Here is a 20,675-nt window from a genome sequence, read left to right as displayed (position 1 = left end):
GAAACCCAAGAAGAGAAACCAGACCATGTTCACCCGCAAACCCCTGATTACCGCATCCCAGACCCGTACCGCACTGCTGCTGGCAGCCGGTTTCAGCACCGTGCTGTTGAGCGGTTGCGCCAGCTCGCCGGCGTCCAAGGTTGGCGCCACGACCAAGGTCGAGTACTACCCCAACTGCTACGAGCCGGTGCAGCACCTGCGCTCCACCGACGGCGACATGACCCGCTCGGTCGCCACTGGCGCGCTGCTCGGCGCGGTCGGCGGCGCCCTCACCGGCGCCCTGGTCGACAAGGAAAAACGCGGCCGTAATGCCGCCATCGGTGCCGCTGGCGGCGCCCTGGTCGGTGGTGCCGCCGGTTACTACACCGAGCGCCAGAAACAGATCAGCGACGACAAGCAGCGCATCGCTTCGTACGCCACCGACATCAACAAGAGCGCGGCCGACATGGACCGCACCACTGCCTACGCCAAGTCGTCGCAGAGCTGCTACCAGCGCGAGTTCGCCAGCCTGATCCAGAACCGCAAGGCTGGCCGCATCAACGACACCGAGGGCCGCAAGCGCCTGGCCGAGATCGTCGCCGGCCTGCAGGAGTCGAACAACCTGCTGACTGCCGTGAATGGGCGTCTGGGTGAAAACCTCAACAACTACACCCAGGCCTACGAGCAGGACCTCAAGCAGGTGGGCGTGCAGCGCACCGAAGTGGTCGCCGTGGCCGAGCCGCCGAAGGTGGCGACCACCGGCAAGAAGAAGGATGTGAAGAAGGTCCAGCCGGCCAAGACCAACACCAAGGTGCCACAGGAAGCGGTGGCCACCGAGAAGACCCTGCAGAACGCCAACGGCAAGAAAGCCGAGGCCCAGCAGGTGGCCAAGGCGGGTACCGACCAGGTCAACGCCATGTGCCGCAACCCGGATATGGGTGACTGGGCGCCGGTGCCGTGCCCGAACGTGTGATACCGCAGCAGGGGGCGCTTTGCGCCCCATTCGCTGCGGTTCGTCGCCACGACAAGCCTCAGCGAATGGGCTGCGAAGCAGCCCCGAGGACACCGAGCATTGTGTAAGGAAAACGATTCGTGACAGACCTGCTCTCCAATCCCCTGGGCAGTACTTCGCAATTCATGGCGCGCCAGCGCATGCAGGGCCGCATCGATCAGCAGAAGCTGTTCAAGGCCATCGACGCCGACCCCGGCATCGTCGGCGCAGGTGTCGTGTACATCGATGCCGATTACAACGTCATCACCCTGCGCGAGTTCCAGCCTATCTGCAGCATCAAGCCCAAGCGCATCATTCTGCGCGAGGCGCCTCGCTACACCTCGCCCGAGCAGTTCATGAACCAGTTGCAGACCAACCCACGCGAAGCTCGGGTGGTGAAGGAAGCAGTCAACACCACATTATCCTGCGCCGGCGCCGTGCTGGGCTGGATCGTCATGTTCAGCGGCACCATCGCCGTGCCGTTTTCCGGCGGAGCCAGCTTGGCGTTGACTGTCGCAGGCTATGCCGCGGCAACCGCCAGTACCGCGCAATGCGGGATAGGCCTGGTGCGGACCGCTTTCGAGGCAACCGACCCTTCGCTCAATGACGCGCTGGACCAGGAGGCGTGGTACCAGGCGGCCACTCCTGTGCTCGATGCCGTGTCGCTGATGGGCGTGGGGGCTTCAGGGCTTACGACGCTGAAGTTTCTCCAGGTGCGCAAGGCGGCGACCGGCAACAGCTGGTATCAGCTGACCCGTTCGCTGAGTCGACAGCAACGCAAGGCACTCACCACGGAATTGCTGATGATCAAGCATCCGACCCTGACGGCCAAGCAGTTGAAGCTCCGCCAAAGTGCGGGTGAGCTGGTCAAACGTTTCACGCCTACGCAGATCAGTCATTCCACGCAGACGCTGATCAAGGACTCACTGGGTGGCTTCATTGGCCTTGCCGGCAGCGGTACTGTGCAGGGGATGGCCGTAGGGCTTTACGAGGAAATCACCGAATGACCCGGCATCCTGAGCTGAAGGGTTTTCTCCAGCGTTACTTCGGTGTGTTCATCGCTGCCTACTTTTCGTCGATCATCGCCGTCGCCTGGACCTTTGCATTGGTGTGGAGCACCTATTGCCGAAGCTGCTCGAAGGACGGGGTACTTCCCTGGAGCCTGCTGGCGACATTGACAGTCTTCATGCTGGGACACGGCGCCGTGGTTCGCGGGCGCGCATGGGGCGCGTGGTTGGTGGCAGGGCTGTGCGTGGGATGCATGGTGCTCACGCTTGCGACCTATGGGCATCGTCCCAACCTGTTCATCTACACCAGCAGCCTGTTGGCTGCGTTGGTGACCTTGCTGTTGCTCAACTGCCAACGATACCGGGAGATGCGTATCCGCCTGGCGGAGTATCGGGCGAAGAGACGCCTGGCGCGACAGGCGCGCCGATGAGCTCGGATAGCTCGGCACGGTTCATGGCCCGTTACTTTCCTGTCTTCTTGCTGGGCATTTTCATGTCGATCCTTCCGGTGGCCATGACGGCGACGCTTTGGTTCGACACTTACTGGCGTAACCATCCGGACAACCCTCTCTACACCGTGATGGTCACTGGTGGGCTGGTAGTGCTGTTGTGCCTGGGTCATATCGCGATGGTTCGCGGGCTGAATGGGGCACTGTGGATGATATTGCCAGTGCTGGCGGTTGCCTTGCTGACGGCGTTGAGCTTGATCGGGAGCAGTCTGCATACAGTGTTGCAGCTCGCGGCGCTGGTGCTGCCATTACTGGCAATGCTGGTGTTCAACAGCCAGCGGCATCGGGAGATGCGCCGGCTGTTGGTGGAACTGCGCAAGAAGAGGTGCTAGCCCGTTTCTACAGGTCCGCCGCAAGGGCGTCGATTTGCTCCTGCCGCTCGGCCTGGTTGACCCGTGCCCCGGGATTGAGCGTGGACCACTGCGGATGCGCCCGCGCCTTGCGCAAGGCCTCGGGCAGCTTGCCTTCGCGCCAGCCTTTGTCCTCCGGCGCCGCCAGGCGGATGCTGTCCTGCGCCGCGTGCCCGCGTGCCTCCAGGGCCAGTATCAACTGTTGCTGACGCAGGGCCAGCAGGCGCAGCACGGCGTCATCCACCGTCAGCTCGCGCTGGCCCTTGAGCTTGCCCATCAGGCGCGAGCCATAGTTGCGTGCGGTCTGCAAGGCGCCGCCGGCAATGGCCCCGGCGAGCGCGGCGGCACCCAGGGTGAGGCCGCCAACCAGCAGGTCGACGCCAGCACCTGCCGCCGCGCCCGCCGCCACGCCGCTGCCCAGGCGCACACCGAGCAGCTTCAGGGTCTCCGGATTGAACAGGTCGTCGCCCCAGCGCCCATCGAGCAGCGGCAGGTCGCCGGCATTGGCGTCCTCGCGCCGGAACGCATACAGCTTGAGCAGTGCCTCGACACAGCGTTGCTCGCGCTGGCGCACTGCCTGGCGCAGGGCTTCGACGGCCTGTGCTTCGGCGGCGGGCTCGGCCTCTACGCTGCGTCGGTAGGCGGCACAGTCGAGCAGCAGCTCAGCGACTAAACGCTTGCCACTGTGGCGGCGGGCTTCACGCTGAGCCTGCTGGTCATCGATCAGCCGTTGCAGGGCAGGGCGGGCCTCTTCCAGCAGCAGGGCCAGGCTTTCGTAGAGGCGGCGCTCGCCATCCTCGGGTGGGGCCACGCTGTCGAAACGCACCAGCGCATGCAGGCCCAGGCGCGCCAGGGCCTCGCGCCACTCGGGCTCGCGGTGCTGGCTGCTGGCAACGAAGTTGAGTACCGGCAACAGCGGCTTGCCGCAGCTGGCCAGCACCTCCAGCTCGTCGCGGTACTTGGCCAGCACCGGTTCGCGGGCGTCGATCACGTACAGCCCGGCATGGCTCGCCAGCAGCTGGCGCAGCACCTTGGCTTCCTGCTCGAAGCGCTGGCGCGCCTCGCTGCCCTGGAGGAAACGTTCAAGCCGAGCGGGACCGTCCAGGCGCTCGCCCGGGCGTTCGAGGCGCTCCAGGTAGTCGAGCAGGGCGATGGCGTCCTCCAGGCCAGGGGTGTCGTACAGCTCCAGCAACGGCTCGCCTTCCACCGACAGGCGGGCGCCTTCGACATGGCGGGTGGTGCTGGGGCGGTGCGAGACCTCGCCGAAGCCGACGTCGCGGGTGAGGGTGCGCAGCAGCGAGGTCTTGCCGACGTTGGTGTGGCCGACCACGGCCAGTTTCAGCGGCTCAGTCATGGCCATGCTCCAGCCAGGTCAAGGGCGAGGTGTCGGCATGGGACAGGCCCAGGCGGTCGAGGGCCTCGTGCCAGTCGCCCAGGCGTGCCGCGTCCAGGGCCTGTCCGGGTTGCGCCTGCAGCAGCCAGATGCGCGTGGCACCGGCGTTGCGCGCCAGTTCCGCAAGCAAGGCCAGGCTGCCACGGTCGGGCGAGCGACGCGGGTCGCAGGCAATGGCCAGACGCGCCGGGGGGAAGCGGCTGAGTTGCTCGAGCAATTTGTTGCGCGACTCGCGGCTGTCGAGCACGCCCGCGTGGGTGACCGATCCGGGCAGGGCCGGTGGCCAGGGGCGCTGGTCGTCCAGCTCCAGGCCGACCAGCAGGGCACCGCCGCTGTCACGCTCCAGCTGGCCGGCCTCGAAGCGGGGCAGGGTGTCGGGGGCTGGGTCCTGCACGCCGAGGCGCTCGCTACGCGGCATCAGCGCTTCGCGCAGCTGCGCGTAGCCGGGCAGGTTGAGGTCCAGCGCCAGGCGCTCGCGGCCTTGGCGCCAGCGCCACAGGCACAGCGCGGCCAGCAGCAGGCGGGGCAGCAGGCCGTAGACCAGGACCACGCCGAGCAGCCAGCTGGCCCAGGCCTGGCGCGCCAGGTCGAGTGCCGGCAGGGTGTCGCCGCTGGCGCGAATCATCGCCTCGTCCGGCACGGCGAAACCCAGCAGCGAGGGCAGTGCGCCCAGGGCCTGGGTGAGGCTGATGAAGGGTTCGGCGGCAAGTAGCGTGGTTTCCCAGACGAAGCCGTAGCGTCGGGTCGCCAGCAGGGCCAGGAGCATGCCCAGCGCCGCGAGCATCGCCAGCGACCACAGGCCATGCACCAGCAGGCCGAGCAGCCAGCGGTTCAGGCGCTGGCGCTGCAGCAGCACCAGCAGCGCGGGGGCCAGTTGCGCGGCCTTGGCGTCACGGGCAAAACGCTCGCTTAGCCACAGCCACAGGCGGCCCAGCGCCGCGCCATGCTCACCGGCGAAGAAGAAACCCACGGCCCAGCCGAGCAGCAGCACGAGGTTCAGCCCGAGCAGGCTGCCAAGGGCCCAGAACACGTTCACCGGCCGCTGGCCGTCGCCCAGGGCCGCCAGCCCCAGGCCGGCGCCACTGAACAAGGCCAGGACCATCAAGCTCAGCAATGCCAGCCGTGCGCCCTGCTTCCAGTGGTGCAGCGCCGTGTCCATGCCGTCGCGCTCGGCCAGCCACAAGGCGCGTGCCTCGATGCGCGTGGCCAGGTCGCCGCCTTGGTGGCGGGCGCGGCGGTTGGCTTCCTGGTCTTCCAGGGGGCCGGCGTGTTCCTCGCGCAGGCGTACCGCTTCGGTGAGCCAGCGCTTGTCGAGTGGAGTGGGTGCAGTCACAAGCTCTTCCATTGCACAGGTCTGGCCGCAAGCATAACCCACGCGCCCGGTGCTATCCTCGCCGGCATGAATACATCACTCCCCCTAAGCCTGATCGCGGCGCTCGCCGAGAACCGTGTGATCGGCATCGACAACACCATGCCCTGGCACCTGCCGGGGGACTTCAAGTACTTCAAGGCCACTACCCTGGGCAAGCCGATCATCATGGGGCGCAAGACCTGGGATTCGCTGGGCCGGCCATTGCCGGGGCGGCTGAATATCGTCGTCAGCCGTCAGCCGGGGCTGCAACTGGCCGGTGCCGAAGTGTTCGCCTCGCTGGAGGCGGCACTGGTGCGCGCCGAGCAGTGGGCGCGGCAGCAGGGCGTCGGGGAATTGATGCTGATTGGCGGTGCGCAGCTGTATGGGCAGGCGTTGGAGAAAGGGCTGGTGAGCCGGATGTACCTGACCCGGGTGGAATTGTCGCCGCAGGGTGATGCCTGGTTCCCGGAATTCGACAACGGGCAGTGGCAGTTGACCTCAAGCGAGGCGCAGTCCGAAGCGGACAAGCCGGCCTATCACTTCGAAGTCTGGGACCAGGTCTGAAAATGGGGCTGCTCAGCAGCCCCCGGTAATGTGTCAGGAGTGACTCAGCTCAGCATGTTGGTCCCCACTCAGCACCTGCTGGTCGGTCTGCTTCAAGAGCTGGCTCGTCACAACGCCGGCAGTCATCGAACCGTTCACGTTCAACGCCGTGCGGCCCATGTCGATCAGCGGTTCCACCGAGATCAGCAGCGCCACCAGTTCCACCGGCAGGCCCATGGCCGGCAGCACGATCAGCGCGGCGAAGGTCGCGCCGCCGCCGACGCCGGCAACGCCTGCCGAGCTGAGGGTGACGATGGCCACCAGCGTGGCGATCCACAGCGGGTCGAAGGTATCGATGCCCACTGCCGGGGCGACCATCACTGCCAGCATCGCTGGATACAGGCCGGCGCAGCCGTTCTGGCCTATGGTGGCACCGAACGACGCGCTGAAGCTGGCGATCGACTGCGGCACGCCCAGGCGCAGGGTCTGCGCCTCGATGTTCAGCGGGATGCTGGCGGCGCTGGAGCGGCTGGTGAAGGCGAAGGTCAGCACCGGCCAGACTTTACGGAAGAAGCGTAGCGGGTTGACGCCGGTCAGCGCCAGGATCACCCCGTGGACCACGAACATCAGGCCCAGGCCGATGTACGACACCACCACGAAGCTGCCCAGCTTGAGGATGTCGTCGAGGTTGGAGCTGGCCACTACCTTGGTCATCAAGGCCAGCACACCGTAGGGGGTGAGTTTCATCACCAGGCGCACCAGGCGCATGACCCAGGCCTGCAGTACGTCGATGGCCGACAGGGCGCGCTCGCCCTTGTCCTTGTCGTCCTTGATCAACTGCAAAGCGGCCAGGCCCAGGAACACGGCGAAGATCACCACGCTGATGATCGAGGTCGGCTTGGCCCGGGCCAGGTCGCCGACCGGGTTGGTCGGGATGAACGACAGCAGCAGTTGCGGGATGTTGAGGTCGGCGACCTTGCCCGCGTAGTCGCTGTGGATGGCCTGCAGGCGGGCGCTTTCCTGGGCACCGGCCACCAGCCCCTCGGCACTCAGGCCGAACAGGTTGGTCAGGGCGATACCGAGCAGCGCGGCAATCGCGGTGGTCAGCAGCAGGGTGCCGATGCTCAGCACACTGATGCGGCCCAGCGCCGAGGCGTTGTGCAGGCGGGCCACGGCGCTGAGGATCGAGGCGAAGATCAGCGGCATGACGATCATCTGCAGCAAACCGACGTAGCCATTGCCGACCAGGTCGAGCCAGCCGATGGTGGCCTTGAGCACCGGGTGCCCGGCGCCGTAGATCGTGTGCAGCACCAGGCCGAAGCCGACGCCGAAGGCCAGGCCCAGCAGCACCTTCTTGGCCAGGCTCCAGTCGGTGCGACGGGTTTGCGCCAGGCCCAGCAGCAGGGTCAGGAACGCCAGCAGGTTGAGTGACAGCGGCAGGTTCATTGAAGCTCCGGAAAAAGGCAAAAGAGGCATCGCCTCTGTGAGCGATTACGAACGGAAATGCTAACAGCCTGAAAACAAACGAATTTATACCTAAAAGGAATTTGCATAGTCGTTTATGGAATAACGCCTGGTCGTTTTTGGCAATACACATGGCGTTTGCGGTTGCTTCGAGGTCGGTGGCGCATGCCTGCCTGTCATAAATCAGGTCTAGGGTTGAGCGGCCACGTCCTTGGGAGAACCGCAGATGAAGTCAGCTCCGAAAATCCTTGCCGGCGGCCTTGCCCTGTTGCTCAGTGCCAGCAGTTGGGCGGCCACCGAGCTCAAGCACTGGCCGGCCGAAGCCGCGCAGAAGCTCGACGCGATGATTGCCGCCAACGCCAACAAGGGTAACTACGCGGTATTCGACATGGACAACACCAGCTACCGCTTCGACCTCGAAGAGGCGCTGCTGCCGTTCATGGAAAACAAGGGCCTGCTGACCCGCGACAAGCTCGATCCCTCGCTCAAGTTGATTCCGTTCAAGGACAGCGCCGAGCACAAGGAGAGCCTGTTCAGTTACTACTACCGCTTGTGCGAACTCGACGACATGGTCTGCTACCCCTGGGTGGCCCAAGTGTTCTCGGGCTTCACTCTCAAGGAACTGAAGCAGCAGGTCGACGAGCTGATGGCCTCGGGCAAGCCGATCCCCAGCACCTACTTCGAGGGCGACCAGGTCAAGAGTATCGAGGTGCAGCCGCCGAAGGTGTTCACTGGCCAGGCCGAGCTGTACAACAAGCTGATGGAGAACGGCATCGAGGTCTATGTGATCTCGGCGGCGTCCGAAGAGCTGGTACGCATGGTCGCCTCCGATCCCAAGTACGGCTACAACGTCAAACCACAGAACGTGATCGGTGTGAGCCTGCTGCTCAAGGACCGGGCCAATGGCCAACTGACCACCGCACGCAAGCAGATCAGCGCCGGGCAGTACGATCCCAAGGCCAACGAGGGCCTGGAGTTGACCCCGTACCTGTGGACGCCGGCTACCTGGATGGCGGGCAAGCAGGCGGCGATCCTGACTTACATCGATGAGTGGAAGAAACCGGTGCTGGTGGGGGGCGACACCCCGACGAGCGATGGCTACATGCAGTTCCATGGCGTCGATGTGAACAAAGGCGGCATCCACCTGTGGATAAACCGCAAGGCCAAGTACATGGATCAGCTCAACGGCATGATCGCGAAGAATGCAGCGGCCCAGGCCAAGGAAGGTTTGCCGGTGACGGCGGACAAGAACTGGGTGATTGTGACGCCGGAGCAGATTCAGTAGAGCAATCGCGGGGCTTCGCAGACATAAAAAAACCGGCGCACCAGGCGCCGGTTTTTTTCAGGCCATCACAGCCCCTCGAGCATTGCCTTGTTGCGCACCGCGCCCTTGTCGGCGCTGGTGGCCAGCAGGGCATAGGCCTTCAATGCGGTAGTAACCTTGCGTGGACGCACTTCCGCCGGCTTCCAACCCTTCTTGTCCTGCTCGACACGACGCGCGGCAAGCTCTTCATCGCTGACCAGCAGGTTGATCGAACGGTTGGGGATGTCGATCAGCACCTTGTCGCCATCGCGAACCAGGCCAATGGCGCCGCCTGCGGCGGCTTCCGGCGAGGCATGTCCGATGGACAGGCCCGAGGTGCCGCCGGAGAAGCGGCCATCGGTGAGCAGCGCGCAGGCCTTGCCCAGGCCCTTGGACTTCAGGTACGAGGTCGGGTAGAGCATCTCCTGCATGCCCGGGCCGCCTTTCGGGCCTTCGTAGCGGATGATGACGATATCGCCGGTCTTCACTTCGTCGGCGAGGATGCCGCGTACCGCGCTGTCCTGGCTTTCGAAGATCTTCGCGTTGCCCTCGAACACGTGGATCGACTCATCCACGCCGGCGGTCTTCACCACGCAGCCGTCCAGGGCGATGTTGCCGTACAGCACGGCCAGGCCGCCCTCTTGCGAGTAGGCGTGCTCGAAGCTGCGGATGCAGCCGTTTTCGCGGTCGTCGTCCAGGGTTTCCCAGCGGGTCGACTGGCTGAACGCGGTTTGCGTGGGGATACCGGCCGGGCCTGCCTTGAAGAAGGTGTGCACGGCTTCGTCATCGGTCTGGGTGATGTCCCACTTGGCGATGGCTTCTTCCATGCTGGCGCTGTGCACGGTCGGCAGGTCGGTGTGCAGCAGGCCGCCACGGGCCAGCGAGCCGAGAATGCTGAAGATGCCGCCTGCGCGATGCACGTCTTCCATGTGGTACTTCTGGATGTTCGGCGCCACCTTGCACAGCTGCGGCACCTTGCGCGACAGGCGATCGATGTCGCGCAGGTCGAAGTCCACCTCGCCTTCCTGGGCCGCGGCCAGCAGGTGCAGGATGGTGTTGGTCGAGCCGCCCATGGCGATGTCGAGCATCATGGCGTTCTCGAACGCCTTGAAGTTGGCGATGCTGCGCGGCAGCACGGACGCGTCGCCCTCGCCGTAGTAGCGCTTGCACAGTTCGACGATGGTGCGGCCAGCGGTAAGGAACAGCTGCTCGCGGTCGGAGTGGGTCGCCAGCGTGGAGCCGTTGCCCGGCAGGGCCAGGCCCAGGGCCTCGGTCAGGCAGTTCATCGAGTTGGCGGTGAACATGCCGGAGCACGAACCGCAGGTCGGGCAGGCGCTGCGCTCGTACTCGGCGACCTTCTCGTCGCTGGCCGAGGAGTCGGCGGCGATGACCATGGCGTCGACCAGGTCCAGGCCGTGGCTGGCCAGCTTGGTCTTGCCGGCTTCCATCGGGCCGCCGGAGACGAAGATCACCGGGATGTTCAGGCGCAGGGCGGCCATCAGCATGCCGGGGGTGATCTTGTCGCAGTTGGAGATGCAGACGATGGCGTCGGCGCAGTGGGCGTTGACCATGTACTCGACGGCGTCGGCGATGATCTCGCGGCTGGGCAGCGAGTACAGCATGCCGTCGTGGCCCATGGCGATGCCGTCATCCACGGCAATGGTGTTGAATTCCTTGGCCACGCCACCGGCGCGTTCGATCTCGCGGGCAACCAGCTGGCCCAGGTCCTTCAGGTGCACGTGGCCCGGGACGAACTGGGTGAACGAGTTGGCGATGGCGATGATCGGTTTCTTGAAGTCTTCGTCCTTCATCCCAGTGGCGCGCCACAGGGCACGGGCGCCGGCCATGTTGCGGCCATGGGTGGAGGTCTTGGAACGATAATCAGGCATATAGCGCTCCTGGCGGCTTAATCAGGTCACTGGCTTTGCGCGAAAAATGCCTGCGCGACGATCATGCTGCGTTGAAAACAGGCTCGGAATGCGCATTGACAACCAGTCAACTCCGCTTCCTCGCCTGTTCTCGCCTTGCCTGATCGCCGCTCGGCGACTTTTCGCGCAAAGCCAAATAAGGGAGTGAGCTTCTCTTGTCCTAAAAACGCCGAAGGCCGGTTGCCACAGGCACGGATGGGGGTCGAAGGACCGCGCGGGATCGCCGCAGGCTCGACCAGAGCTCATAAACCCGCCGGGGATGTCTGGCGATGAATAGCCCGATTCTACACCGCCGCGCTCGTGAGGGAATGGCGTTGTGATAATTGGCTTCCGCCAGCCCGCAAGGTAAAGGCCTTGGCGTGGTACGAGCCGGTTTCGGTAGACTTGCGCGCCTCCTACCTCACTGGCCAAAAGGATTTGCAATGCCAGCGCCAAGTCGCTCCTTATTGTTCTACGTCGTCATCGGCCTGATCCATGGCCTGGCGTGGCTCACCACCGTGAAGGGGGAGGGTCAGCTGCTGGGTTTCAGCCTGTCGGTAGCCCTGTGCGTCGCGGTGGCGGTAGCGGGCGTGAACCTGCAGTTGCTTGGCAGCGCGGTGCTGCAGCGTGGCACCGGCTGGTTGGTACTGGGCCTGACCGTGCTGCTCAGCGGGATCAGTGCCTGGCTCCTCGATACCGGGCATATGGACTGGCTGCAGCAGACCTGGTGCCTGGCCGCCATCGTGCTGGCCTATATCGGAACCGCGTTCATTCTCGCCTGGCCGACCGGCGAAGGGTTGCGCCCGCGCTACGAAGACCTGTTCCGGCATGCCTGGAACAACGTTTTCATCGTCTTCCTGGCACAGCTGCTGACCGGACTGTTCTGGCAACTGCTGTGGTTGTGCGCGCTGCTGTTCAGCATGCTGGGCGTTGCGCAGGTCAAGGACGCGGTGGAGTCACCGGTGTTCCTCTGGCTGGTGTTGCCGGTGGTGTTTTCGCTGGGCATGCGCATGGGCCGGGAAAACGAAAAGATCATCGGCCTGCTGCGCGGCATCCTGTTGACGCTGTGCCGCTTCTTGCTGCCGCTCAGCGCGCTGATCGCCGTGCTGTTCACCCTGACATTGCCGTTCTCCGGCCTGCAACCGGTGTGGGACACCGGCTATTCGACCACTCTTCTGTTGGTACTGGCGGGCATCAACCTGTTCCTGGTCAACGGCGTGTTCCAGGATGGCCGGCAAGGTAGCGTCTACCCCGCGCCGCTCAAGCGCCTGGTGGAGGCCAGCCTGCTGTGCCTGCCGGTGCTGGTGGGCCTGGCGGCCTATGCGAGCTGGCTGCGTATCGACCAGTACGGGCTGACACCGACACGGATCATGGCGTCGATGCTGGTGGCCGTAATGCTGGCGCATGGCCTGGCGGCGGTATGGGCGGTGCTGGGTTCGCGCCAGGCCTGGCTGCACAGCCTGCGGCTGAGCAATCCATGGATCGCCCTGCTCAGTGCGCTGCTGGTGGTGGTGTTCTATACGCCTCTGCTTGATCCGCAGGCATTGAGTGCGAGGAGCCAGGTGCAGCGCCTGGTCAACGGGCACACGCCGATCACCGAGTTCGACGCCGAGACCTTGTATCGCGACCTCGGCCAGCCGGGGCGTGAAGCCTTCGAGCAGCTCGAGCGGCGGCTGCAGACGGATGAGCTGTTCGATGCGGGCCGCCGCCAGCAGTTGCTGGCGCAGATGGCCCAGGTGCGTCAACCGACAGTGGCCGAAGACCATGGCCCGAAGTTCGAGTGGCTCGGGTCGGTGCAATCGAGCAGCGAGTCATTGGCCGACGCCACGCTTGCGCAAAGCCAGTGCGGTGGCAAGGGCTGCTACCTGTGGGCAGTCGACCTGGATGGCGACGGGCACAACGAGGTGTTGATGATCCCCCGGCACACCTATGCATCGCAGCTGTTCGTCTTCACCTGGGAGGACCGCGAGTGGCGTGAGGTGGGCAGCCTGAGCGGCAACATGGAAAACCTCGAAGGCCTGGCCAACGGTATTCGCGAGGGGGCGGTGAAGCTGGTGGCGCCGCGTTACAAGACGCTGAGCATCGATGGCCAGGAGCTGCGGCCTGACTTCAGGCGCTAGCGCCCGGCGCAGAAACTCCCCGGGGGCCGCTTGGCGGCCCGTCGCGGGCAAAAGGTCATTGCTGGCCGATGCCCTGCAGGTACTCAGAGCGCTCATCGCTACGCTGCGCCACGCAGGTGTCCCACGCCGCCTCGAACGCCTTGCTGCCGGGTTTCTCGGCCCAGGTCTCGACCTTGCAGTCGGCGTCACGCAGCTGCGTCCAGAGTTTCTCGGCGGCTTCCAGCTTGCCGCTCAGCGCCGCGGCCTTGTCGCTTTCATCCGCGTACTGGTCGCGAATGCGCTGCATGAGGTCGTCATAGGCCGCCTTCAGCTCGCGTTCGGCGGTCTGCTTGTTGTAGGCGGCGCAGGCATAGCCCTGCTGGTCGGTCTCGACGTTGTCGCAGGGGGTACTCTCCTCTTCGGCGGCGTGCGCGCCGAAAGCCACTGCCAGCAAGACCAGCCATGCCATTGATTTCATCGGGTTTCTCCTGAAGAGGCTGCGATTCGCTGGATTCTCGCTCAGCCCAGGCCCGCGCGATAGCTCCCCGAGAAAATGTTCATGAAACAGCGTTGTCGAGACTCGCTCTCATTGCCGAGGGGCGCGTTAGAGCGTGCCAGGTCAGCCATTGACGCTTTCGGCAAACCCCCTGTCGTTTTTGCATCGGGGCGCCTCGGGCCGCAGGCATATGCTGGCCCCAAAGCGTCGGCACAAGGTTCGGCGTCTGCAAACTTCAATAAAAGGGGACAGCCTGATGAGCCCAGCCGAACTTCACGCCGACAGCATCGTCATCGACGGCCTGATCATTGCCAAATGGAACCGCGAGCTGTTCGAGGACATGCGCAAGGGCGGGCTGACCGCGGCCAACTGCACGGTGTCGGTGTGGGAGGGCTTCAAGGCCACTGTCGACAACATCGCTTCCAGCCAGAAGCTGATCCGCGAAAACAGCGACCTGGTGATGCCGGTGCGTACCACCGCCGACATCCGCAAGGCCAAGGAACTGGGCAAGACCGGCATCCTCTTCGGCTTCCAGAACGCCCACGCGTTCGAGGACCAGATCGCCTACGTCGAGGTGTTCAAGCAGTTGGGCGTGGGCATCGTGCAGATGTGCTACAACACCCAGAACCTGGTCGGCACCGGCTGCTACGAGCGCGACGGCGGGCTGTCGGGCTTCGGCCGCGAGATCGTCGCCGAGATGAATCGGGTCGGCATCATGTGCGACCTGTCCCATGTCGGCTCGAAAACCTCCGAGGAAGTCATCCTCGAGTCGAAGAAGCCGGTCTGCTATTCCCACTGCCTGCCCTCGGGCCTCAAGGAACATCCGCGCAACAAGTCCGACGCAGAGTTGAAGTTCATCGCCGACCACGGCGGTTTCGTCGGTGTGACCATGTTCGCGCCGTTCCTGGCCAAGGGCATCGACTCGACCATCGACGACTACGCCGAAGCCATCGAGTACACCATGAACATCGTCGGTGAAGATGCCATCGGTATCGGTACCGACTTCACCCAGGGCCACGGCCAGGACTTCTTCGAGTACCTCACGCACGACAAGGGCTACGCCCGGCGCCTGACCAATTTCGGCAAGATCATCAACCCGCTGGGCATCCGCACCGTCGGCGAGTTCCCCAACCTGACCGAGACGCTGCTAAAGCGTGGCCATTCCGAGCGCGTGGTACGCAAGATCATGGGCGAAAACTGGGTCAACGTATTGAAAGACGTCTGGGGCGAGTAAGCCGCTCTCCAAGCCTGAAAGCCCCTGCCAGCAACGCCGGGGCACACCAATAAAAATTTGTATGGAGTTGAGTTTCCATGGCCAAGATCGCCCCGCAATTGCCAATCGAAGTCGACAGCGAGACCGGTGTCTGGACCAGTGACGCCCTGCCGATGCTCTACGTGCCGCGGCATTTCTTCGTCAACAACCACATGGGCATCGAGGAAGTGCTGGGCGCCGACGCCTATGCCGAGATCCTCTACAAGGCCGGCTACAAGTCCGCCTGGCACTGGTGCGAGAAGGAAGCCGAATGCCATGGCCTCGAAGGCGTGGCGGTGTTCGAGCATTACATGAAGCGCCTGAGCCAGCGTGGCTGGGGCCTGTTCGAGATCCAGGACATCGACCTGGATAAAGGCACCTGCAGCGTCAAGCTCAAGCACTCGGCGTTCGTGTACGTGTACGGTAAGTGCGGCCGCAAGGTCGACTACATGTTCACCGGCTGGTTCGCCGGCGCCATGGACCAGATTCTCGCCGCTCGCGGCAGCTCGATCCGCACCGTGGCCGAGCAGGTCTACGGCGGGTCGGAAGAAGGCCACGAAGATGGCCTGTTCGTTACAAAGCCGTTGTAAGCCGGAGATAGCGTCATGGCCTTCGAAGCAATGTTCCAGCCGATCCAGATCGGCAAGCTGACCATCCGCAACCGCGTGCTCAGCACCGCGCACGCCGAGGTGTATGCCACCGATGGCGGCATGACCACCGACCGCTATGTGAAGTACTACGAAGAGAAGGCCAAGGGCGGGATCGGCCTGGCGATCTGCGGTGGCTCGTCGGTGGTGGCCATCGACAGTCCGCAGGAGTGGTGGGCCTCGGTCAACCTGTCCACCGACCGCATCATCCCGCACTTCCAGAACCTCGCCGACGCCATGCACAAGCATGGCGCCAAGATCATGATCCAGATTACCCACATGGGCCGGCGCTCGCGTTGGGACGGCTTCAACTGGCCAACGCTGATGTCACCATCGGGCATCCGTGAACCGGTGCACCGCGCCACCTGCAAGACTATCGAGGTGGAAGAGATCTGGCGGGTGATCGGTAATTACGCCCAGGCTGCGCGTCGTGCCAAGGAGGGCGGCCTGGACGGCGTCGAGCTGTCGGCCGTGCACCAGCACATGATCGACCAGTTCTGGAGCCCGCGGGTCAACAAGCGTACCGATGAATGGGGCGGCACCTTCGAAGGCCGCATGAAGTTCGGCCTGGAAGTGCTCAAGGCTGTGCGCAAGGAAGTCGGCGACGACTTCTGCGTGGGCATGCGCATCTGCGGTGACGAGTTCCACCCCGATGGCCTCAGCCACGAGGACATGAAACAGATCGCCGCCTACTACGACGCCACCGGCATGCTCGATTTCATCGGCGTGGTCGGCTCGGGCTGCGACACCCACAACACCCTGGCCAACGTCATCCCCAACATGAGCTACCCGCCGGAGCCGTTCCTGCACCTGGCGGCCGGCATCAAGGAAGTGGTCAAGGTCCCGGTGCTGCACGCGCAGAACATCAAGGACCCGAACCAGGCCACGCGCATTCTCGAAGGCGGCTACGTCGACATGGTCGGCATGACCCGCGCGCACATGGCTGACCCGCACCTGATCGCCAAGATCAAGATGGGCCAGATCGACCAGATCAAGCAGTGCGTCGGTGCCAACTACTGCATCGACCGCCAGTACCAGGGCCTGGATGTGCTGTGCATCCAGAATGCGGCCACCTCCCGCGAATACCTGGGCGTGCCGCACATCATCGAGAAAACCACCGGGGTCAAGCGCAAGGTGGTGGTGGTTGGCGCTGGCCCCGCCGGCATGGAAGCGGCCCGCGTGGCAGCCGAACGTGGCCACGACGTGACCCTGTTCGAGAAGAAGGAGCAGATTGGCGGGCAGATCACCATCGCCGCCAAGGCCCCGCAGCGTGACCAGATTGCCGGTATCACCCGCTGGTACCAGCTGGAGCTGGCGCGTTTGAAGGTCGACCTGCGCCTGGGCACTGCCGCCGACGTGGCGACCATCCAGGACCTGCGCCCGGATGTGATCGTGCTGGCGGTGGGCGGGCACTCGTTCCTTGAACAGAACGAGCACTGGGGCGCTGCCGAAGGCCTGGTGGTCAGCAGCTGGGACGTGCTCGATGGCAAGGTCGCGCCGGGCAAGAACGTGCTGGTGTACGACACCATCTGCGAATTCACCGGCATGTCGGTGGCCGACTTCATTGCCGACAAGGGCAGCCAGGTCGAGATCGTCACCGACGACATCAAGCCGGGCGTGGCCATGGGCGGCACCACCTTCCCGACCTACTACCGCAGCATGTACCCGAAAGAAGTGATCATGACCGGCGACATGATGCTGGAAAAGGTCTACCGCGAGGGCGACAAGCTGGTGGCGGTGCTCGAGAACGAGTACACCGGCGCCAAGGAAGAACGGGTGGTCGACCAGGTGGTGGTGGAAAACGGTGTGCGTCCCGACGAGCAGCTGTACTACGCGCTCAAGGACGGTTCGCGCAACAAGGGCCAGATCGATGTGGAGGCGCTGTTCGCCATCAAGCCGCAGCCGATCCTCAGCCAGCCGGGCGAGGGCTACCTGCTGTACCGCATCGGCGACTGCGTGGCCCAGCGCAACGTTCATGCGGCGATCTACGACGCCTTGCGGCTGTGCAAGGATTTCTGAGCCCAGGACCAACGCGGTTCCTGTAGGGAGAACACGGTGGGAGCGGGCTTGCCCCGCGATAGCGCCAGCAGGTGCAACCTGATTGGCCGATCGGACGCTATCGCGGGGCAAGCCCGCTCCCACCGACCTCCGCCACAGGGACCGACGCACGCTTACCGCTGTTGTGGGAGCCTCCCATGTTGAACACCCTTCTACCCATCCTGCTGTTCACCGCCCTCGCCCTGGCGGTGCTCGGCGCCCTGCGCCGGGTGCGCATGTGGCGGCGCGGGCGGCCGAGCAAGGTCGACCTGCTTGGCGGCCTGCTGGCCATGCCACGACGCTACCTGGTGGACCTGCACCATGTGGTCGAGCGCGACAAGTACATGTCCAAGACCCACGTGGCCACCGCCGGCGGCTTCGTGCTCTCGGCCGTGCTGGCGATCCTGGTGCATGGCTTTGGCCTGCACAGCAAGATCCTCGGTTACGCCTTGCTGGTGGCCACGGTGGTCATGTTCAGTGGCGCCTTGTTTGTCTTCAAACGCCGGCTGAACCCGCCCTCCCGGCTGTCCAAGGGCCCGTGGATGCGCCTGCCCAAGAGCCTGCTGATGTTCGCGGCGAGCTTCTTCATTGCCACCTTGCCGGTGGCGGGAATCCTACCTGAAGGCACGGGCGGCTGGGTACTGGTGGCACTGCTGGGTATCGGTGTGCTGTGGGGCGTGTCCGAGCTTTTCTTCGGCATGACCTGGGGCGGGCCGATGAAGCACGCCTTCGCCGGCGCCCTGCACCTGGCCTGGCACCGCCGCGCCGAACGCTTTGGCGGTGGCCGCTCCACGGGCCTCAAGCCGCTGGATCTGGAAGACCCGAATGCGCCGCTGGGCGTGGAAAAACCGGTGGACTTCACCTGGAATCAGTTGCTCGGTTTCGACGCCTGCGTGCAGTGCGGCAAATGCGAGGCCATGTGCCCGGCGTTCGCCGCTGGCCAGCCGCTGAACCCGAAGAAACTGATCCAGGACATGGTCATCGGCCTGGCCGGTGGCACCGACGCGCGCTTCGCCGGCAGCCCGTACCCGGGCAAGCCGATCGGCGAGCATGGCGGCCACCCGCACCAGCCGATCGTCAACGGCCTGGTGGATGCCGAGACGCTGTGGTCGTGCACGACTTGCCGCGCCTGCGTCGAGGAATGCCCGATGATGATCGAGCACGTCGATGCCATCGTCGACATGCGCCGCCATCTGACCCTGGAAAAGGGCGCCACGCCGAACAAGGGCGCCGAGGTGCTGGACAACCTGATTGCCACCGACAACCCCGGCGGCTTCGCCCCCGGCGGGCGGATGAACTGGGCGGCTGACCTCAACCTGAAGCTGCTCTCAGAGGTGAAAACCACCGAGGTGCTGTTCTGGGTCGGCGATGGCGCCTTCGACATGCGCAATCAGCGCACCCTTCGCGCCTTCGTCAAAGTGCTCAAGGCGTCCGGCGTGGACTTTGCCGTGCTCGGCCTGGAAGAGCGAGACAGCGGTGACGTGGCGCGCCGTCTGGGCGATGAAGCGACCTTCCAGCAACTGGCCAAGCGCAATATCCAGACCCTCGCCAAGTACCAGTTCCAGCGCATCGTCACCTGCGACCCGCACAGCTTCCATGTGCTGAAGAACGAATACGGCGCCCTTGGCGGCGAGTACCAGGTGCAGCACCACAGCACCTACATCGCCGAACTGATCGCCGCCGGCAAGCTCAACCTCGGCCAGCACAAGGGCGGCAGCGTCACCTACCACGACCCGTGCTACCTGGGCCGCTACAACGGCGAGTACCAAGCCCCGCGCGACGTGCTCAAGGCCCTCGGTATCGAAGTGCGTGAGATGCAGCGCTCGGGCTTCCGTTCCCGCTGCTGTGGCGGAGGCGGCGGTGCGCCGATCACCGATATCCCCGGCAAGCAGCGTATCCCCGACATGCGCATGGACGATATCCGCGAGACCGAGGCCGAGTTGGTGGCCGTGGGCTGCCCACAGTGCACGGCGATGCTCGAAGGCGTGGTCGAACCGCGCCCACAGATCAAGGACCTGGCCGAGCTGGTCGCCGATGTACTGATCGAAGAAGAGGCCCCCGCCAGCGCAAAGTCGCCAGCGGCCAAACGTGAACCTGCGGAGGTGCACTGATGAGCGACATCATCCGCCGTGACCCACGCGCCGAGTGGATCGCCCGTAACCGCCTGCACCCGCTGCATGCGGCCATGCAGACGCAACAAACCAGCTGGATGGGCCCCAATGGGCTGATGCGCAAGAATCCCCATGCGATTGCTGCCGGCTTCATCGGCCCCAACGGCCTCAAGCGCATCGACCGCAGCGGCGCCCAGCAGGGCACCGGTGTGGGCGGCCGGCGCACAGCCGCCGCCGAGGTGCAGTTGCCGCTGCACCAGGTTGCCGCGCCTGTGTTCTATATCGCCGTGGTACCGGACATGGTCGGTGGCCGTCTCGGCAGCCACGACCGCGACCTGTTCGGCCTGGCCCACAGCCTGGCCGGTAGCGACGGTGCGGTGCTGGCCGTGGTGTTCGGCGAGCACAAGGAAAGCAACTTTTCCACAGCCGGCGTCGACCGCCTGCTGGTCATCGAGGGTGAGGCCTTCGAGGGTTATGCACCAGAACAACTGGTCCAGGGCCTGCGGGCTGTGGATAACCAGTTCGCCCCACGCCACTGGCTGCTGCCCGACAGCCGCAGCGGTGGCGGCGAGCTGGGCCGACGTTTCGCCGCAGCCTTGGGTGAGCGCCCGGCAACAAGGGTGTGGCAGGTCAAGGATGGCCAGTGCATCGGCCGTGCAGGCGCGGGCCAGCAGGATACCCAGCGTGAGGTGCCGCGACTGATCCTGGCCGCCGCCGAATGCGCCGAGCCGGTAAGCGAGACTCGCCATGAAGCCCTGCCGGTGGAGTTGTCCACAGGCGTGGCGCGCAGCCTGTCGCGCATCGAAGACCTCGGCTCGGTGGCCGTGGACCCGGCGGCCATCGCCATGGCAGAGGCCGAGTTCATCGTATCCGGCGGCAACGGCGTCAAGGACTGGGACCTGTATCACCAGGCCACCGCTGCCTTGGGCGCCACCGAAGGCGCCTCGCGGGTGGCGGTGGATGACGGCTTCATGCCGCGCAACCGCCAGGTCGGCGCTACCGGCACCTGGGTTACCGCACGGGTTTACGTGGCTGTGGGTATCTCCGGCGCCATCCAGCACCTGCAGGGCATCGTCGCCTGCGACAAGGTGGTGGCGATCAATATGGACCCGGGATGCGACATGATCAAACGGGCCGACCTGTCGGTGATTGGCGACAGCTCGGCGATTCTCCAGGCACTGATCGAGGCTGTGGATAACTTCCGCAGCGGCGGCCAGCGCGACGCGGCATAGGGGC

General features: G+C 64.8%; 17 protein-coding genes. 12 read left to right on the top strand and 5 right to left on the bottom strand.

The window, feature by feature from the left end:
* The first annotated feature begins 25 nt into the window (after nt 1-25).
* The 4 genes from tagQ to OH705_RS09195 all read left to right on the top strand — a co-directional run bounded on the left by tagQ (nt 26) and on the right by OH705_RS09195 (nt 2,818).
* Nucleotides 26-952: a type VI secretion system-associated lipoprotein TagQ gene (gene tagQ / locus OH705_RS09210; protein ID WP_267301960.1), complete on the top strand. Its 927-nt coding sequence runs from the start codon at nt 26-28 to the stop codon at nt 950-952.
* 164 nt (nt 953-1,116) lie between these two features.
* Entirely contained in the window at nt 1,117-1,977 is an 861-nt protein-coding gene (locus OH705_RS09205; RefSeq protein ID WP_052062269.1) for a hypothetical protein, read from the top strand.
* The gene (locus OH705_RS09200; protein WP_094011574.1) at nt 1,974-2,408 is read left to right on the top strand and encodes a hypothetical protein; all 435 of its coding nucleotides are present in this window, start codon (nt 1,974-1,976) and stop codon (nt 2,406-2,408) included. Before OH705_RS09205 ends, OH705_RS09200 begins: the two co-directional genes overlap by 4 nt.
* A gap of 23 nt (nt 2,409-2,431) precedes the next feature.
* On the top strand, nt 2,432-2,818 hold the full coding sequence (locus tag OH705_RS09195) for a hypothetical protein (protein WP_123902545.1): 387 nt from the start codon (nt 2,432-2,434) through the stop codon (nt 2,816-2,818).
* Nucleotides 2,819-2,825: 7 nt separating this feature from the next.
* On the opposite strand, the gene OH705_RS09190 is transcribed toward OH705_RS09195, so the two are convergent.
* Nucleotides 2,826-4,190 carry a GTPase/DUF3482 domain-containing protein gene (locus OH705_RS09190; protein ID WP_094011572.1) on the bottom strand — a complete coding sequence of 455 codons (1,365 nt, stop codon included), beginning with the start codon at nt 4,188-4,190 and terminating at the stop codon, nt 2,826-2,828.
* Nucleotides 4,183-5,574 carry a DUF2868 domain-containing protein gene (locus tag OH705_RS09185; protein WP_094011571.1) on the bottom strand — a complete coding sequence of 464 codons (1,392 nt, stop codon included), beginning with the start codon at nt 5,572-5,574 and terminating at the stop codon, nt 4,183-4,185. The genes OH705_RS09190 and OH705_RS09185 overlap by 8 nt, the downstream gene beginning before the upstream one ends.
* Nucleotides 5,575-5,628: 54 nt before the next feature.
* On the opposite strand from OH705_RS09185, the gene OH705_RS09180 reads away from it, so the two are divergent.
* On the top strand, nt 5,629-6,144 hold the full coding sequence (locus tag OH705_RS09180) for a dihydrofolate reductase (protein WP_038707192.1): 516 nt from the start codon (nt 5,629-5,631) through the stop codon (nt 6,142-6,144).
* A 33-nt stretch (nt 6,145-6,177) separates the two neighbouring features.
* On the opposite strand, the gene OH705_RS09175 is transcribed toward OH705_RS09180, so the two are convergent.
* Nucleotides 6,178-7,569 (bottom strand): L-cystine transporter, encoded by a 1,392-nt coding sequence (locus OH705_RS09175; RefSeq protein WP_038707193.1) that lies wholly within the window; start codon nt 7,567-7,569, stop codon nt 6,178-6,180.
* Between the two features lie 244 nt (nt 7,570-7,813).
* On the opposite strand from OH705_RS09175, the gene OH705_RS09170 reads away from it, so the two are divergent.
* Nucleotides 7,814-8,872, top strand: a complete 1,059-nt coding sequence (locus OH705_RS09170; protein ID WP_023629699.1) for a phosphorylcholine phosphatase — start codon at nt 7,814-7,816, stop codon at nt 8,870-8,872.
* A gap of 65 nt (nt 8,873-8,937) precedes the next feature.
* Here the strand turns inward: OH705_RS09170 and ilvD are convergent, their stop codons facing one another.
* Nucleotides 8,938-10,779: a dihydroxy-acid dehydratase gene (gene ilvD / locus OH705_RS09165; RefSeq protein WP_094011568.1), complete on the bottom strand. Its 1,842-nt coding sequence runs from the start codon at nt 10,777-10,779 to the stop codon at nt 8,938-8,940.
* 461 nt (nt 10,780-11,240) lie between these two features.
* Here ilvD and OH705_RS09160 point away from each other — a divergent pair, with 461 nt between their 5' ends.
* Complete coding sequence (locus tag OH705_RS09160) at nt 11,241-12,917, top strand: DUF4153 domain-containing protein (protein ID WP_267301955.1); 1,677 nt, start codon at nt 11,241-11,243, stop codon at nt 12,915-12,917.
* A 55-nt stretch (nt 12,918-12,972) separates the two neighbouring features.
* Here the strand turns inward: OH705_RS09160 and OH705_RS09155 are convergent, their stop codons facing one another.
* Nucleotides 12,973-13,374 carry a lysozyme inhibitor LprI family protein gene (locus OH705_RS09155; protein ID WP_023629701.1) on the bottom strand — a complete coding sequence of 134 codons (402 nt, stop codon included), beginning with the start codon at nt 13,372-13,374 and terminating at the stop codon, nt 12,973-12,975.
* A 274-nt stretch (nt 13,375-13,648) separates the two neighbouring features.
* On the opposite strand from OH705_RS09155, the gene OH705_RS09150 reads away from it, so the two are divergent.
* The 5 genes from OH705_RS09150 to OH705_RS09130 all read left to right on the top strand — a co-directional run bounded on the left by OH705_RS09150 (nt 13,649) and on the right by OH705_RS09130 (nt 20,671).
* Nucleotides 13,649-14,626, top strand: coding sequence for a dipeptidase (locus tag OH705_RS09150; RefSeq protein ID WP_094011566.1), 978 nt, complete (start codon nt 13,649-13,651; stop codon nt 14,624-14,626).
* A gap of 77 nt (nt 14,627-14,703) precedes the next feature.
* Entirely contained in the window at nt 14,704-15,234 is a 531-nt protein-coding gene (locus OH705_RS09145) for a DUF5943 domain-containing protein (protein WP_012316656.1), read from the top strand.
* A gap of 15 nt (nt 15,235-15,249) precedes the next feature.
* Nucleotides 15,250-17,310 (top strand): dimethylglycine demethylation protein DgcA, encoded by a 2,061-nt coding sequence (gene dgcA, locus OH705_RS09140; protein ID WP_038707195.1) that lies wholly within the window; start codon nt 15,250-15,252, stop codon nt 17,308-17,310.
* Nucleotides 17,311-17,486: 176 nt separating this feature from the next.
* Nucleotides 17,487-19,439 carry a dimethylglycine demethylation protein DgcB gene (gene dgcB, locus OH705_RS09135; protein ID WP_267301950.1) on the top strand — a complete coding sequence of 651 codons (1,953 nt, stop codon included), beginning with the start codon at nt 17,487-17,489 and terminating at the stop codon, nt 19,437-19,439.
* The gene (locus OH705_RS09130; RefSeq protein WP_267301948.1) at nt 19,439-20,671 is read left to right on the top strand and encodes an electron transfer flavoprotein subunit alpha/FixB family protein; all 1,233 of its coding nucleotides are present in this window, start codon (nt 19,439-19,441) and stop codon (nt 20,669-20,671) included. The genes dgcB and OH705_RS09130 overlap by 1 nt, the downstream gene beginning before the upstream one ends.
* Nucleotides 20,672-20,675: the final 4 nt, after the last annotated feature.

It is taken from the genome of Pseudomonas sp. BJa3 (assembly GCF_026343815.1).
Taxonomy (GTDB): Bacteria; Pseudomonadota; Gammaproteobacteria; order Pseudomonadales; family Pseudomonadaceae; genus Aquipseudomonas; species Aquipseudomonas soli.
This window is presented reverse-complemented; position numbering and strand designations above follow the sequence as displayed.